Origin of the sequence: Erwinia sp. SLM-02 (assembly GCF_037450285.1) — a bacterium.
Lineage (GTDB): Bacteria > Pseudomonadota > Gammaproteobacteria > Enterobacterales > Enterobacteriaceae > Erwinia.
This window is the reverse complement of record NZ_JAQISN010000002.1, coordinates 36,322-52,183: the sequence shown is the minus strand read 5'-3', so window position 1 is coordinate 52,183 and position 15,862 is coordinate 36,322. Positions and strand designations below refer to the sequence as shown.

Sequence of the window (15,862 nt, the reverse complement as noted above, 5' to 3'; positions counted from 1 at the left end):
CAGCCCAGCCGCAGTTCTGTTGTTAATAAAGCATTGCCGTAATGGGGGAAGAATGAGCACTGGAAGCCCGGTTTTTAAGTTGCGCCGTATTGCGGCCGTTTCATTGATAGGTTTTTGGCTGGCAGGTTGTTCCAGCGATAATTCGCAGGCTCCCATCAGTTCAGTTGGCGGTAATGATTCAGGCATGCTCAGCAGCTCAGGCAGTGGCGGCGGCGGCGGTGGTTTTATTCCCGCCCGTCCGCCATCGTCTTCAAATGGTGGAATGACTTCGGCCTCTTCACCGAACGTGGTGACGGAAAACGGACGCATAGTTTACAACCGCAGTTATGGGAACATTCCGAAAGGTAGCTACAGCGGCGACAGCTATACCGTTAAGCGCGGCGACACCCTGTTCTACATTGCGTGGATTACCGGCAATGATTTCCGCGATTTGGCGCAGCGCAATAATATCGCCGCGCCCTACGGGCTCAACGTTGGCCAGCAGATCCAGGTGGGTAACGGCGGCGGCACGCCAATTACCGGTGGCAATGCCATTACGGTGGCGGACGCAACGGCAGGTGGCGTAACGACTCCTCCTTCCAGTACACAAATGAAGCCGACACCTGTTGCACGGCAACCGGTTATTACGTATTCTGAGGATTCAGGTACTCCAAGTGGAGGAAGTGGAGGCAAAATGCTGCCTTCATCCGGCACAACTGTTGCAACGACGACAGCGCCGGTTACCGCCCCGACCGTCAGCAGCACAACGGACAGCGCTACCCCAGTGGGAAGCTGGCGTTGGCCGACAGACGGTAAGATCATTGATAACTTCTCTGCTTCCGAAGGCGGCAATAAAGGTATCGATATCGCGGGTTCACGTGGTCAGTCCGTTGTATCCACCGCTTCAGGTAGGGTGGTATATGCCGGGAATGCGCTGCGCGGCTACGGTAATCTGATAATCATCAAACATAATGATGACTACCTGAGTGCTTACGCCCATAACGACACTATGCTGGTCCGCGAACAACAAGAGGTTAAAGCGGGTCAGAAAATAGCCACCATGGGCAGTACCGGCACGAGTTCGGTTAGATTGCACTTTGAAATTCGTTACAAGGGGAAATCCGTAAACCCGTTGCGTTATTTACCGCAGCGATAACCGGCAGAACCTTGGTGTTCTGCCCTGGAATCACGGGTAGGAGCCGCTTATGAGCCAGAATACGCTGAAAGTTAATGAGTTAAATGAAGATGCGGAATTCGACGAAAACGGAGCTGAGGTTTTTGATGAGAAGGCTCTTGTCGGAAATGAACCTGGTGATAATGATTTAGCAGAAGAGGAACTGCTGTCGCAGGGCGCTACACAGCGCGTGCTGGACGCGACGCAGCTCTATCTTGGGGAGATCGGATATTCCCCACTGTTAACGGCGGAAGAAGAAGTCTTCTTTGCCCGCCGGGCGCTTCGTGGCGACATTCCTTCACGTCGCCGAATGATTGAAAGCAACCTGCGTCTGGTGGTCAAAATCGCCCGTCGTTACAGCAATCGTGGTCTTGCACTGCTGGACCTGATTGAAGAAGGTAACCTCGGCCTGATCCGCGCCGTAGAGAAGTTTGACCCGGAAAGAGGGTTCCGTTTCTCCACGTACGCCACCTGGTGGATTCGTCAGACGATTGAACGGGCGATTATGAATCAAACCCGTACCATCCGCCTGCCGATTCACATCGTGAAAGAGCTGAACGTTTATCTGCGTACCGCGCGTGAACTTTCCCATAAGCTCGATCACGAGCCCAGTGCGGAAGAGATTGCCGAGCAGTTAGATAAACCTGTTGATGACGTAAGCCGGATGCTGCGCCTCAACGAACGCATTACCTCAGTCGATACGCCATTGGGCGGAGACTCTGAGAAAGCGCTGCTGGATATCCTGGCCGATGAGAAAGACAACGGTCCGGAAGATACCACCCAGGACGATGATATGAAGCAAAGCATCGTCAAATGGCTGTTCGAACTGAACGCCAAGCAGCGTGAAGTACTGGCACGTCGTTTCGGCCTGTTGGGCTATGAAGCGGCCACGCTGGAAGATGTGGGTCGCGAAATTGGTCTGACCCGCGAGCGTGTACGCCAGATTCAGGTTGAAGGCCTTCGTCGTCTGCGTGAGATCCTGCAGGCGCAGGGGCTGAGCATCGAAGCACTGTTCCGCGAGTAATTGTGAATCTGCCTGATTGAGTTAATGCGAAAAGCGACGATCCTGGATCGTCGCTTTTTTATTGCCATTTTTTCAGCTGTAGCCGTTCTGCAAAGACCATACGGCAGCCTCCACCCGCGATTTCATCTGTAATTTCTTCAGCATATGCTTAACGTGCACCTTCACCGTGCTTTCACTGATACACAGGCGGCGCGCGATCAGCTTATTGCTCATTCCCATGGCGACAAGCTTAAGGATATCGCGCTCGCGGGCCGTAAGCTGTTCAATTTCGGGCTGTTCTTTTGGCCTCTGCTGCCGCAGGCTGGCAGCCAGCAGCGGCGGTAGCGTTTCACTGAGCACCATTTCACCGGCGGCAGCGCGATGCAGTGAGTTCAGCAACGCTTCGGGTTCCATATCCTTCAGCAGATAACCATCAGCCCCGCGCTTCAGCGCGCGCACCACGTCATCTTCGTAATCTGAAACGCTGAATACAACGATGCGGCCGCGGGCATCGATGGCTCTGAGCTGCTCAAGCGTTTCCAGGCCGTTCATACCGGGCATATGCAGATCTAACAGGATCAGATCGTAGTCGTTTTTCTCCGCCAGCAGCACGCCATCCGCACCATTGCCCGCTTCTCCGATCACTCTCAGGCGCTCATCCATGCCGATCAGTTGCTTCAGGCCCGTACGAATCATGGGGTGATCGTCAATCAGCAGTACGGTAGCGGGAGCAGGTTTCTTATTCATCCATTCTTCCGGGTTGTTCATTGCGCAAAACTGCAGGGTTCACAGCGGCTGGGACTATTGTCTTAGATTGGGTGAAGAATACCCATACCTCTTTTGAGGTAATACTTAATATCCTGATTATATGATAAACCTGATAAACTACCGCGTTATTATTTATATCTGTCTGATTAATAATGTAAATTTATTTTAATTCCACTACTCTTTTTGGGGGTGTTATCCCGCCAGGGCTACCCCTCACCTGCAGGCTCGTTGATATACGTCAATTCGACGAGGGGCATTACTGCGCAGGATGGTGCCATCATAAACAACGGCACCGAGAAAAATATGTCCCAATCAATCCCTTCACCAGGAAAGAAAAAAAGCGCAGTTATCCAGGACTGGCGGCCTGAAGATGCCCAGTTCTGGGCCTCAACCGGTAAGAAAATCGCCAACCGAAATCTCTGGATTTCAGTATTTTGTCTGATGCTTGCCTTTTGCGTCTGGATGCTGTTCAGCGTCGTCGCCGTCAACCTTAACAAGGTGGGCTTTAATTTTACCACCGACCAGCTTTTTCTGCTGACGGCACTGCCTTCAATCTCCAGCGCGATTTTACGCGTACCCTACTCGTTTGTTATTCCTATCTTTGGCGGCCGGGTCTGGACGACCTTCAGTACCTGTTTTCTTTTACTGCCTTGCGTCTGGCTGGGTTTTGCGGTGCAGGACACCACGACCCCGTATATCGTATTCATCATCATTTCTCTGCTCTGCGGATTCGCCGGAGCCAACTTCGCGTCCAGTATGGGTAACATCAGCTTCTTCTTCCCGAAGGCCATGCAGGGTGGTGCGCTGGGCATTAACGGCGGGCTGGGTAATCTGGGCGTTAGCGTCATGCAGTTACTGGTGCCGCTGGCTATCTCAACCGCGATTTTTGTTGGTCTTAGCGACAGCACGTCCGGCTCTGGCTATGGTATCTGGCTGGAAAATGCGGCCTGGATTTGGGTGCCGCTGTTGGTGATCGCCACGCTCGCAGCCTGGTTTGGCATGAACGAATTAGCAACGGCAAAATCGTCTCTGCGTGAGCAGCTGCCGGTACTGAAACGTGGGCATCTGTGGATGCTGTCATTGCTTTACCTCTGCACCTTTGGATCGTTCATCGGCTTTTCTGCCGGCTTCGCGATGCTGTCTAAAACACAGTTTCCGGATGTGATGATCATGCATTTTGCCTTCTTTGGCCCGTTCATCGGCGCGCTGGCACGCTCTGCAGGCGGCATTATTTCCGATCGTCTGGGTGGGGTCCGCGTCTCGCTGTTCACCTTTATTGTGATGGCAATATTCACTGGATTACTGTTCCTGACCCTGCCGGGTGAAAGCAGTTCCGGTTCATTTATCGCCTTCTACAGCGTCTTTATGGTGCTGTTCTTCGCCGCCGGTTTGGGCAGTGGATCCACCTTCCAGATGATCGCCGTGATTTTCCGCAAACTCACCCTCGATCGCGTTAAAGCCGCCGGCGGTAGTGATGAAACCGCACAGCGTGAAGCCGTCACTGAAACCAGTGCCGCACTGGGATTCATTTCCGCAATCGGCGCACTGGGCGGCTTCTTTATTCCGCAGACCTTCGGTCTTTCGCTGAGTATGAGCGGATCGCCCGCGGGTGCCATGAAAGTTTTCCTGGTGTTTTACCTGGTTTGTATCGCGATTACCTGGCTGGTCTACGGCCGTAAAAAAAATAACTAAGCGCGATAAATATCATTCCTTTTTGGAGCAAGTCGTATGAGCAAATTTCTGGATCGTTTACGCTATTTCAAACAGCTGGCGGAACCCTTCTCCGGCGATCATGGCCAAACCCTGAACACCAACCGTGACTGGGAAGATGGTTATCGTAGCCGCTGGCAGCATGACAAAATTGTTCGTTCCACCCACGGAGTGAACTGTACCGGTTCGTGCAGCTGGAAAATCTATGTTAAAAATGGCCTTGTCACCTGGGAAACCCAGCAGACTGACTATCCGCGCACGCGCCCGGACCTGCCTAACCACGAGCCTCGTGGCTGTCCCCGTGGCGCCAGCTATTCCTGGTATTTATACAGCGCGAACCGCCTGAAATATCCTCTGATGCGTAAAAGCCTGATTACGCTCTGGCGCAAAGCGAAAGCGCGTCACAGCGATCCGGTACTGGCGTGGCAGTCGATTGTGGAAGATGCCGAACAGGCCACCAGTTATAAAGCGGCCCGCGGGCGCGGGGGCTTCGTGCGCTCCAGCTGGCAGGAGGTCAATGAGCTGATTGCTGCCGCTAACGTTTATACCGCGAAAACCTTCGGCCCTGACCGCATTATTGGTTTTTCCCCGATCCCGGCGATGTCGATGGTTTCCTACGCCTCGGGTTCGCGCTACCTGTCGTTAATTGGCGGTACCTGCCTGAGCTTCTATGACTGGTACTGTGACCTGCCTCCGGCATCACCGATGACCTGGGGTGAGCAGACTGACGTCCCCGAGTCCGCGGACTGGTACAACTCCTCCTACATTATGGCGTGGGGAAGCAACGTTCCTCAGACGCGTACCCCGGATGCGCACTTCTTTACCGAAGTACGCTACAAAGGCACCAAGACCGTCGCCATCACCCCGGACTATGCTGAAATCGCCAAGCTTTGCGATCAGTGGCTGGCACCTAAACAGGGCACCGACAGCGCGCTGGCGATGGCGATGGGCCACGTCATGCTGACTGAGTTCCATCAGCAGCGTCAGGTGGAGTACTTCCGTAACTACGTTCGTACCTACACTGATATGCCGATGCTGGTGATGCTGGAGCCGCGCGACGGCGGCTACTACGCTGCCGGACGTATGCTGCGCGCCAGCGATCTGGTTGACGGCCTGGGTCAGGAAAATAACCCGCAGTGGAAAACCATTGCCATCAACGAAGCTAACGGCGAGCTGGTTGCGCCACAGGGATCGATTGGCTACCGCTGGGGCGAGAAGGGCAAATGGAACCTTGAACAGCGCGAAGGTAAGGATCAGCAGGAAGTTGAACTGCAGCTGAGCCTGCTGGATAAGCACGATGACATCGTTGACGTTGGTTTCCCTTACTTTGGTGGTACCGAAGTTCAGGACTTCAACACCGTTGTGCTGGATGAAATCCTGCTGCATAAACTGCCGGTTAAGCGCCTGCAGCTGGCTGACGGCAGCACCGCGCTGGTTACCAGCGTTTACGACCTGACGCTGGCGAACTACGGCGTTGAACGCGGCATGAACGATGCTAACTGTGCGGCAAACTATGATGAAGTGAAGGCTTACAGCCCGGCGTGGGCCGAGCTGATCACCGGTGTACCGCGTCAAAATACCATCCGTATCGCACGCGAGTTTGCGGAAACCGCTGAAAAAACCCGTGGTCGCTCAATGATTATCGTCGGTGCCGGTTTGAACCACTGGTACCACATGGACATGAACTACCGCGGGCTGATTAATATGCTGGTGTTCTGCGGCTGCGTGGGCCAGAGCGGAGGGGGATGGGCGCACTATGTTGGCCAGGAGAAACTCCGCCCGCAAACCGGCTGGCTGCCGCTGGCCTTTGGCCTGGACTGGCAGCGTCCGCCGCGCCATATGAACGGTACTTCGTTCTTCTACAATCATTCCAGCCAGTGGCGCTACGAGAGCCTGCAAACCGACGAACTGCTGTCACCGCTGGCGGATAAATCACGCTATACCGGCAGCCTGATCGACTTCAACGTGCGTTCTGAACGTATGGGTTGGCTGCCATCGGCACCTCAGCTGAACGTTAACCCGCTGCATCTGGCGGCAAAAGCGAAAGCGGCAGGCGTCTCTCCGGCTGACTATACCGTAGCCGGTTTGAAGGATGGCTCAGTGCGGTTTGCCGCCGAGCAGCCCGACGATCCGCAGAACTTCCCGCGCAATCTGTTTGTCTGGCGTTCTAACCTGCTGGGTTCATCCGGTAAAGGCCACGAATACCTGCTCAAGTACCTGCTGGGTACCGAAAGCGGCGTGCTCGGCGAGGATCTGGGTGAGCAGGGGGCTGTGAAACCGGAAGAGGTGGAATGGCGCGACAATCCGGGCAAGGGCAAGCTCGACCTGGTGGTAACTCTCGACTTCCGCATGTCGAGTACCTGCCTGTACTCCGATATTGTGCTGCCAACGGCAACCTGGTATGAAAAAGACGATATGAATACCTCGGATATGCATCCGTTTATTCATCCGCTGTCTGCCGCCGTCGACCCTGCCTGGGAATCGCGCAGCGACTGGGAAATTTATAAGGGCATAGCGAAGCGGTTCTCAGAGCTTTGCGTTGGTCATCTTGGCATTGAAACCGATGTCGTCACTCTGCCTATGCAGCATGACTCCGCAGCCGAACTGGCGCAGCCGCTGGGCGTGCAGGACTGGCATAAGGGCGAGTGCGATCTGATCCCGGGTAAAACCGCACCGCATCTGATGGTCGTGGAGCGTGATTATCCGTCGACGTATGAGCGCTTTACCTCTCTCGGACCGCTACTCGATAAGCTGGGTAACGGCGGTAAGGGCATCAGCTGGAATACCCAGACCGAGGTCGATTTCCTTAAAAAACTCAACTATGTCAAAGGCGATGGCCCGGCAGCGGGTCGACCTAATATTGACACCGCGATTGATGCCGCCGAGGTCATTCTGTCGCTGGCACCGGAAACCAACGGCCAGGTTGCAGTAAAAGCCTGGAAGGCGTTGGGTGAATTCACCGGGCGCGATCATACGCATCTGGCGCTGAATAAAGAGGATGAAAAAATCCGCTTCCGCGATATTCAGGCTCAGCCGCGAAAAATCATCTCCAGCCCGACCTGGTCCGGCCTGGAAGATGAGCATGTGTCCTATAACGCCGGCTATACCAACGTTCACGAGCTGATCCCATGGCGTACGCTGACCGGCCGTCAGCAGCTGTATCAGGATCACCAGTGGATGCGTGATTTTGGCGAGAGCCTGCTTGTTTACCGCCCACCGATCGATACGCGTACCGTTCAACCGCTGATGAACCGCAAGCCAAATGGCAACCCGGAAATGGCGCTGAACTTCATTACGCCGCACCAGAAGTGGGGGATTCACTCAACCTACAGTGAAAACCTGCTGATGCTGACGCTGTCGCGCGGTGGCCCGATTGTCTGGCTGAGCGAGGATGATGCGAAGCAGCTAGGCATTGAGGATAACGACTGGATTGAGGCCTTTAACGCCAACGGTGCACTCACGGCCAGGGCGGTAGTCAGCCAGCGCGTCCCTGCCGGCATGACCATGATGTATCACGCTCAGGAACGTCTGGTGAATATTCCCGGCGCGGAAACCACCCAGCAGCGCGGTGGTATTCATAACTCGGTGACGCGCGTATGCCCGAAACCGACGCATATGATCGGTGGATATGCGCATCAGTCCTACGGTTTCAACTATTACGGTACCGTTGGCTCTAACCGTGACGAGTTCGTCATAGTCAGAAAAATGAATAATATTAACTGGTTAGATGGTGAAGGCAACGATGATTGCCAGGGTAGCCAGCAGGAGGTCGCTAAATGAAAATTCGTTCACAGGTCGGGATGGTATTGAATCTCGACAAATGCATTGGCTGCCACACCTGCTCAGTGACCTGTAAAAACGTCTGGACCAGCCGGGAAGGGATGGAGTACGCCTGGTTCAACAACGTAGAAAGCAAACCGGGCGTGGGCTTCCCTCACGCCTGGGAAGATCAGGAAAAATGGAAGGGCGGCTGGATCCGCAAGATTAACGGCAAGCTGGAGCCGCGCATGGGAAGTCGCGTTGGCCTGCTGTCGAAAATCTTTGCCAACCCGCATGTGCCGGAGTTGGACGACTACTACGAGCCGTTTGATTTCGACTATCAGCATCTGCATAACGCACCGGCAGGTAAACATCAGCCTATCGCCCGCCCGCGTTCGCTGATTACCGGCGAGCGGATGAAGAAAATTGAGAATGGTCCCAACTGGGAGGAAATTCTCGGCGGCGAGTTCAGCAAGCGCTCGAAAGATGCCAACTTTGCTCACATCCAGAAGGAGATGTACGGACAGTTCGAAAACACCTTCATGATGTATCTGCCGCGCCTGTGTGAACACTGCCTGAACCCGGCATGTGTAGCCACCTGCCCAAGCGGCGCAATCTACAAACGTGGCGAAGATGGCATCGTACTGATCGATCAGGACAAATGCCGCGGCTGGCGCATGTGCCTGACCGGCTGTCCTTACAAAAAGATCTACTTCAACTGGAAAAGCGGCAAATCGGAAAAATGCATTTTCTGCTATCCGCGCATTGAATCCGGCGCGCCGACCGTGTGTTCTGAAACCTGCGTGGGCCGCATTCGCTATCTCGGCGTGCTGCTCTATGACGCCGATCGTATTGAACAGGCCGCCTCGGTGGAGAATGAAAAAGATCTCTACCAGAGCCAGCTGGATGTCTTCCTCGATCCTAACGATCCGGCGGTCATTGAGCAGGCACTTAAGGACGGCGTACCGCAGGGCGTGATCGACGCGGCTCAGCGCTCACCGGTGTACAAAATGGCGATGGACTGGAAGCTGGCGCTGCCACTGCACCCGGAGTATCGCACGTTACCAATGGTGTGGTATGTGCCGCCGCTGTCTCCGATTCAGTCTGTCGCGGATGCGGGACAGCTGGCGCACAACGGCGTTCTGCCGGACGTGGAAAGCCTGCGTATTCCCGTGCAGTACCTTGCCAATCTGTTGACCGCAGGGGATACCGCACCGGTGCTGCTGGCGCTGAAACGTATGCTGGCCATGCGTCACTATAAGCGTGCCGAAACCGTTGACGGCGTACACGACGTCAGCGCGCTGGAGCAGGTGGGACTGACCGAGTCTCAGGCGCAGGAAATGTATCGCTATCTGGCGATTGCCAACTATGAGGATCGCTTCGTGATCCCGTCCAGCCACCGGGAGCAGGCGCGTGAAGCCTTCCCTGAAAGCAAAGGCTGTGGTTTCAGCTTTGGCGACGGCTGCCACGGCAGCGACGTGAAGTTCAACCTGTTTAACAGCCACCGTATTGATGCGATTGACGTGTCGGTGAAAACCCAGCGGGAGGAAGATGCATCATGATTGCGATACGCCTTATCGCCCGCCTGCTGGATTACCCGGAGCAGGAACTCTTCGATCATCAGGAAGAGCTGCTGACTGCGCTGCAGGAAGCGAATGAACTCACTCGCGAGCACAAAACCCTGCTGGCAGAGTTTATCTGCCAGTGTGCAGAACGACCGCTGCTGGATCTGCAATCCGATTACTGTGAACTGTTCGATCGTGGGCGTGCTACCTCGCTGCTGCTGTTTGAGCATGTGCACGGGGAATCACGCGATCGCGGCCAGGCCATGGTTGATCTGATGGAGCAGTACCGTGCCGATGGCCTGGAGCTGGATGCCCGCGAACTGCCGGATCATCTGCCGCTTTATCTGGAATACCTGGCTCAGGGCGGGATGGACCGCGTTCGACAGGGTCTGCAGGACGTGGCGCCTATCCTGGCGCTTCTGGGCGCCCGGCTGGAACAGCGCGGCAGTGCTTATGCCCGGCTGTTCCCGCTGCTGCTGGATCTGTCCGGCAGCAGTGCCAGCCCGCAATCGCTACAGTCTCAGGTTGCCGGCGAAACGCGTGACGATACGCCACAGGCACTTGATGCGGTATGGGAAGAGGAGCAGGTGTCCTTTATTGCCCGCATGAACCCACAGGGTGAAGGCTGTACTGCCACACATCAGCGCCGTTTCGCGGGAGCAGTAACCCCGCAGTATCTCGACGTTTCGACACTCAGCCAGACAAGGGGAGAGTAGGTTATGCAATTTTTAAATATGTTCTTTTTTGATATCTACCCCTATCTGGCCGGTACGGTATTTCTGGTAGGAAGCTGGCTGCGCTATGATTACGGCCAGTACAGCTGGCGGGCAGGCTCAAGTCAGATGCTGAGTAAAAAAGGCATGCGGCTGGCCTCTAACCTGTTCCACATCGGGATCCTCGGTATTTTCTTCGGCCATATTGTGGGCCTGCTGACTCCGCACTGGGTGTATCAGTCGTTTCTGCCGATTGCCGCCAAGCAGCAGCTGGCAATGATTGCCGGGGGTATCTGTGGTGCCATGACGCTGATCGGCGGTGGCCTGCTGCTGAAGCGCCGTCTGACTAACGTTCGCGTGCGGGCAACCAGCAGCTTTGCTGACATTATGATCCTGACGCTGCTGGTGATTCAGGCTGCGCTGGGGCTGCTGACCATTCCATTCTCGGCACAGCATGCTGATGGTTTAGAGATGATGAAGCTGGTGGGTTGGGCACAGGCCGTAGTGACCTTCCACGGCGGAGCCTCACAGCACCTGGAAGGCGTGGCATTTATTTACCGCGTGCACATGGTACTGGGCATGACGCTGTTCCTGTTGTTCCCGTTCTGTCGCCTGGTGCATATCTGGAGTGCGCCGGTGGAGTACCTCACCCGCCGCTACCAGTTGGTGCGTAACCGCCGCTGAAAAGAAACGGTGAAATAAAAAACGGGCTGGTATCTACCAGCCCGTTTTTTTGTGCGTTATAACCCCAGCCCGCAGGCAGCTCCCTCAGGCCCATCACGGTGAGCTGGCGCGTAAACCCCTGGTTGATTTCTACCCAGATCCGCTGCGAGGCAGAGTTTCCGGAGCAGCTTATCAACCTGCGCCAGGGAATGCCGGATTAAACCAGCGATTTCAGGCGGTAAATCCACTCCAGCGCCTGGCGCGGCGACAGCGTATCAGGATCGAGCGCTTCCAGCGCCTCGACGGCGGGCGACGTCTCTTCCACCAGCAGAGGCAGCTGCGAACCATCGGCCCGGGTCGCGGCTGCGTTGCCGGAAAGGGCTTCGAGCTCTTTCAGCTTCTGCCGCGCACGCTTAATCACATCCTTAGGCACGCCCGCCAGCGCAGCAACCGCCAGCCCGTAGCTTTTGCTGGCCGCACCGTCCTGCACGCTGTGCATAAAGGCGATGGTATCGCCGTGCTCAACGGCATCAAGATGGACATTCGCCACCCCTTCAATCTGATCCGGCAGCGTGGTCAGCTCGAAATAGTGGGTGGCAAACAGCGTCATCGCTTTAATGCGGGTGGCCAGACTTTCCGCGCAAGCCCAGGCCAGCGACAGGCCATCATAGGTGGAGGTGCCACGGCCAATTTCATCCATCAGCACCAGGCTGTACTCGGTAGCGTTGTGCAGGATATTCGCGGTTTCGGTCATTTCGACCATAAAGGTGGAACGGCCTGATGCCAGATCGTCCGCCGCACCGACGCGGGTGAAAATTCGGTCTACCGGACCAATCACCGCCTGTTCCGCCGGAACAAAGCTGCCGATACAGGCCATCAGCGTGATCAGCGCCGCCTGGCGCATATAGGTACTTTTACCGCCCATATTGGGGCCGGTGACGATCAGCATGCGACGCTGCGGCGAAAGCGACAGCGGGTTAGCGATAAACGGCTCTTTCAGCACCTGTTCAACCACCGGATGGCGTCCGCCGGTCAGCTTAATCCCCACTTTATCGCTCAGCGTCGGGCAGCTGTAGTTCAGCGTCCAGGCGCGTTCGGCCAGGTTACTCAGCACGTCCAGTTCGGCCAGCGCCGCGGCGCTCACCTGCAACGCTTCAAGGTGCGGAAGCAGCGTGTCGAACAGCTGCTCATACAGGGCTTTTTCCAGCGTCAGCGCTTTGCCTTTGGAGGTCAGAACTTTGTCTTCATACTCCTTCAGCTCGGGGATGATATAGCGTTCGGCGTTTTTCAGCGTCTGGCGGCGGACATAGTGGATCGGCACCTGATGGCTCTGGCCACGGCTGACCTGAATGTAGTAACCGTGAATGGCATTGAACCCGACCTTCAGCGTATCCAGGCCGAGTTTGTCACGTTCGCGGATTTCCAGCCGATCCAGGTAGTCGGTGGCGCCGTCGGCTAGCGCCCGCCATTCATCCAGCTCTTCGTTATACCCCGGGGCGATGACGCCGCCGTCGCGTACCAGTACCGGTGGGGTTTCGATAATCGCGCGCTCAAGCAGTTCGCGCAGTTCTGCGAACTCACCCATCTGGCTGCGCAGGGTTTGCAGATGGCCGGTCTGATTATTTTCCAGCACCTGGTTCAGCAGCGGCAGCTGCTGGAAGGCATGGCGCATGCGGGCCAGGTCGCGCGGGCGTGCGGTGCGCAGGGCCAGACGTGCCAGAATTCGCTCAAGATCGCCGACCTGACGCAGCAGCGGCGACAGTTCATCGTTGAGATCCTGCAGGGCGGCGATACTTTGCTGACGCTGGGTAATCACCTGCACGTTGCGCACGGGGCTGTGCAGCCAGCGCTTCAGCATGCGGCTGCCCATAGGCGTGACGGTTTTATCCAACACCGAAGCCAGCGTATTTTCAATGCCGCCGGAGAGGTTCTGGGTGATTTCAAGGTTTCGCCGGGTGGCCGCATCCATAATGATGCTGTCCTGCTGGCGCTCCATGGTCAGCGAACGGATGTGCGGCAGCGAAGTGCGCTGGGTATCTTTCACGTACTGCAGCAGGCAGCCAGCGGCACGCAGCGCCTGGTGCGCCTGTTCTACGCCAAAGCCGCTTAAATCGCGGGTGGCGAACTGCAGGTTAAGCTGTTGGCGGGCAGTGTCCAGCTCAAACTCCCACAGCGGGCGACGGCGCAGGCCGCGACGGTTTTCAATCAGCGCCATTGACGGAAAATCTTCCGGGTACAACAGTTCAGCCGGGTTGGAGCGCTGCAGTTCTGCCGCCATGGTTTCCTGGTCTTCCGGTTCTGCCACACGGAAACGGCCGGAGCTGATATCCAGGGTGGCGTAGCCAAACCCGCGTGCGCTCTGCCAGATTGCCGCCAGCAGGTTATCCTGGCGCTCCTGCAGCAGTGCCTCATCGCTGATCGTTCCCGGGGTGACAATGCGCACCACCTTACGCTCAACCGGACCTTTGCTCAGCGCCGGATCGCCGACCTGCTCACAAATCGCGACGGATTCGCCCAGCTGCACCAGCTTAGCCAGATAGTTTTCCACGGCGTGATAGGGCACGCCCGCCATGGGGATCGGCTCACCGGCAGAGGCTCCGCGTTTGGTCAGCGAGATTTCCAGCAGCTGAGAGGCGCGTTTGGCATCGTCGTAAAACAGCTCGTAAAAGTCGCCCATACGGTAGAACATCAGAATTTCAGGATGTTCCGCTTTCAGCCGCAGGTACTGCTGCATCATGGGGGTATGGGAATCGAGATTCTTGTTGTCAGTCACGGACATGGTTTGATAATCCATTGAATTTAAAGTGTAATGTGATTTTATTGTTTTCGTTGGTATCACGATGTTGCTTAAAATAACGCACAATTCGGCGGGTAGTTGCGATTTAAAATCAATCGCTTAACCCGGCTCAGCGATATGCATCGTTATCAACCGCTATAGTAGCCCAGGGACCAACGGGCTGTCACAGGTAATAACGGAAGGCTTGCCGCAAACTTTGCATCAGGTTCGGAGAGCGTCGCTATTGAGGAGCATCGGGCACGGATGGCAGGTTGTGATGCTGTGATGCTGTCAGATTGCCGGAGGCGGGAAAAGTGAATGCGCGAAAGAGCGGTCGGTATAGTGGCGGACCTGTCGCTTTCGGGCAGGGTCCGCCGGGTCGCAGAGGAGAAGGGTGTCAGGCCAATAGCTTAAAGTGGAACCGTATTGGTCAGGACCAGTGAGAACACCATCACAAACGAGAACACCACGACAGGTAAGAAGGAAAAACGGATATGATCTTTCAATTCAACGCCGGCCAGGCCAATCGCTAAGTAGGTGGTTGCAAATACCGGACTGAGCATCATGGTGATATTTTTCCCCACCACCATCGTCAGCCCCATTTCTTCCCAGCTTAAGCCGTAATTGGTACCGACCTTGGCGACCAGAGGATAGATGCCGTAAAAGAAGGCGTCCGGGCCAATTACAAAACCAATCAATCCGCCGAGGAGTCCCATAATGATGTGCAGATGGGAACCTAAGGCATCGGGCATGACGTGGAGTACAACGTCAGCCATCTCCGTCAGGATCGAGGCATCGCCACCGCCGCTTAAAATACCGACGAACACCCCCGCCGCCATCACCGTGCCGGAAATCATATAGGCAGAGTAAGCGTATTTTTTCATCACGCCTTCCTGCGCCTTGAGGGTGGGATAGTTAAAAATCATCGCGGCGGAAAACGCGCACATAAAGATAATGTAGGCCTGGATATGGGTAATGAGCAGCAGGAGCGTTGCGCCGACTACCAGCGTGACGTTAAGGGCAAACAGCAGGCGGTTTGGCGTGCCATTCTCCTGATGGTGGCCTTTACCCGTCACCTTCTCCGGCTCCAGCGCGGCCTCCGGGATCGGCAGGCCACGAGCAATGCGCCGTTTTTCCTGCAGGCCCAGATACAGCCCCAGTACAATCATACAGACCAGTCCAATCACCTGCGTGGGGATCAGCTGGTGGTAGAGGGCATTGACATCAAGACCGGACACGGCAGCAACGCGCGCCAGCGGACCGGCCCACGGCGTAAAGTTCGTCACGCCCATCCCCGCGGCCAGCATGCATAACAGCACCACCGGCCTGATGCCAAACTGCTTATAGATTGGCAGCATGGCACCAATGGTGATCAGCACCGTCGGCACGGATGAGCCGTCAAGGTGCGCAATAGTCGCGATGCATCCGGTTACCACCACAATCGCCACCACGCTGTTGCCGGCAATCTTGGTCAGCCAGTTAACCAGCGGCTGGAATACTCCGGCATCGGTGACAATACTGAAAAATATAATTGAGAAAGTAAATAACACCGCGTTAGGCGCGGTTTGCATCACGCCTTTCATGATGTAATCATTCATCTGCATCGGCGTATAGCCTGCGCAAAACCCGGCGATAATAGAAAGAAAAATAAATAAAGAGATGGGGGTAGCTTTTCCTTTAATCAGGAAAAACATCAGGCATGCAATAAGTGCATAACCAATCAGGGCAAGATACATATTATTATCCTTATTA

The 15,862-nt window shown here is 55.7% G+C and carries 10 protein-coding genes; 7 read left to right on the top strand and 3 right to left on the bottom strand.

Annotation, left to right across the window (positions count from 1 at the left end; translation table 11 throughout):
• Positions 1–52: 52 nt before the first annotated feature.
• Both nlpD and rpoS read left to right on the top strand, forming a co-directional pair.
• On the top strand, positions 53–1,135 hold the full coding sequence (gene nlpD / locus PGH32_RS13500) for a murein hydrolase activator NlpD (RefSeq protein WP_314426089.1): 1,083 nt from the start codon (positions 53–55) through the stop codon (positions 1,133–1,135).
• Between the two features lie 49 nt (positions 1,136–1,184).
• A complete protein-coding gene (rpoS, locus tag PGH32_RS13495) occupies positions 1,185–2,177 on the top strand; it encodes an RNA polymerase sigma factor RpoS (RefSeq protein WP_314426092.1) in 993 nt (330 codons plus the stop codon).
• 72 nt (positions 2,178–2,249) lie between these two features.
• On the opposite strand, the gene narL is transcribed toward rpoS, so the two are convergent.
• Positions 2,250–2,903: a two-component system response regulator NarL gene (gene narL, locus PGH32_RS13490; RefSeq protein ID WP_314426095.1), complete on the bottom strand. Its 654-nt coding sequence runs from the start codon at positions 2,901–2,903 to the stop codon at positions 2,250–2,252.
• A gap of 324 nt (positions 2,904–3,227) precedes the next feature.
• On the opposite strand from narL, the gene PGH32_RS13485 reads away from it, so the two are divergent.
• Genes PGH32_RS13485 through narI form a run of 5 tightly spaced genes read left to right on the top strand, consistent with a single transcriptional unit; the run spans position 3,228 to position 11,355 of the window.
• Positions 3,228–4,616 (top strand): NarK family nitrate/nitrite MFS transporter, encoded by a 1,389-nt coding sequence (locus tag PGH32_RS13485; RefSeq protein ID WP_337894307.1) that lies wholly within the window; start codon positions 3,228–3,230, stop codon positions 4,614–4,616.
• 36 nt (positions 4,617–4,652) lie between these two features.
• Positions 4,653–8,414 (top strand): nitrate reductase subunit alpha, encoded by a 3,762-nt coding sequence (locus tag PGH32_RS13480; protein ID WP_337894306.1) that lies wholly within the window; start codon positions 4,653–4,655, stop codon positions 8,412–8,414.
• Positions 8,411–9,955 (top strand): nitrate reductase subunit beta, encoded by a 1,545-nt coding sequence (gene narH / locus PGH32_RS13475; protein ID WP_314426102.1) that lies wholly within the window; start codon positions 8,411–8,413, stop codon positions 9,953–9,955. The genes PGH32_RS13480 and narH overlap by 4 nt, the downstream gene beginning before the upstream one ends.
• On the top strand, positions 9,952–10,674 hold the full coding sequence (gene narJ / locus PGH32_RS13470) for a nitrate reductase molybdenum cofactor assembly chaperone (protein WP_337894305.1): 723 nt from the start codon (positions 9,952–9,954) through the stop codon (positions 10,672–10,674). Before narH ends, narJ begins: the two co-directional genes overlap by 4 nt.
• A gap of 3 nt (positions 10,675–10,677) precedes the next feature.
• The gene (gene narI, locus PGH32_RS13465) at positions 10,678–11,355 is read left to right on the top strand and encodes a respiratory nitrate reductase subunit gamma (protein WP_314426106.1); all 678 of its coding nucleotides are present in this window, start codon (positions 10,678–10,680) and stop codon (positions 11,353–11,355) included.
• Between the two features lie 196 nt (positions 11,356–11,551).
• Here the strand turns inward: narI and mutS are convergent, their stop codons facing one another.
• Both mutS and PGH32_RS13455 read right to left on the bottom strand, forming a co-directional pair.
• The gene (mutS, locus tag PGH32_RS13460; protein WP_337894304.1) at positions 11,552–14,113 is read right to left on the bottom strand and encodes a DNA mismatch repair protein MutS; all 2,562 of its coding nucleotides are present in this window, start codon (positions 14,111–14,113) and stop codon (positions 11,552–11,554) included.
• 407 nt (positions 14,114–14,520) lie between these two features.
• The gene (locus tag PGH32_RS13455) at positions 14,521–15,804 is read right to left on the bottom strand and encodes a CitMHS family transporter (RefSeq protein WP_337894629.1); all 1,284 of its coding nucleotides are present in this window, start codon (positions 15,802–15,804) and stop codon (positions 14,521–14,523) included.
• Between the last annotated feature and the right edge of the window lie 58 nt (positions 15,805–15,862).

Coding starts and splice junctions, on each gene's coding strand:
- nlpD (WP_314426089.1), top strand. CDS start 53: ATGAGCACTGGAAGCCCGGTTTTTAAGTTGCGCCGTATTGCGGCCGTT.
- rpoS (WP_314426092.1), top strand. CDS start 1,185: ATGAGCCAGAATACGCTGAAAGTTAATGAGTTAAATGAAGATGCGGAA.
- narL (WP_314426095.1), bottom strand. CDS start 2,903: ATGAATAAGAAACCTGCTCCCGCTACCGTACTGCTGATTGACGATCAC.
- PGH32_RS13485 (WP_337894307.1), top strand. CDS start 3,228: ATGTCCCAATCAATCCCTTCACCAGGAAAGAAAAAAAGCGCAGTTATC.
- PGH32_RS13480 (WP_337894306.1), top strand. CDS start 4,653: ATGAGCAAATTTCTGGATCGTTTACGCTATTTCAAACAGCTGGCGGAA.
- narH (WP_314426102.1), top strand. CDS start 8,411: ATGAAAATTCGTTCACAGGTCGGGATGGTATTGAATCTCGACAAATGC.
- narJ (WP_337894305.1), top strand. CDS start 9,952: ATGATTGCGATACGCCTTATCGCCCGCCTGCTGGATTACCCGGAGCAG.
- narI (WP_314426106.1), top strand. CDS start 10,678: ATGCAATTTTTAAATATGTTCTTTTTTGATATCTACCCCTATCTGGCC.
- mutS (WP_337894304.1), bottom strand. CDS start 14,113: ATGTCCGTGACTGACAACAAGAATCTCGATTCCCATACCCCCATGATG.
- PGH32_RS13455 (WP_337894629.1), bottom strand. CDS start 15,804: ATGTTTTTCCTGATTAAAGGAAAAGCTACCCCCATCTCTTTATTTATT.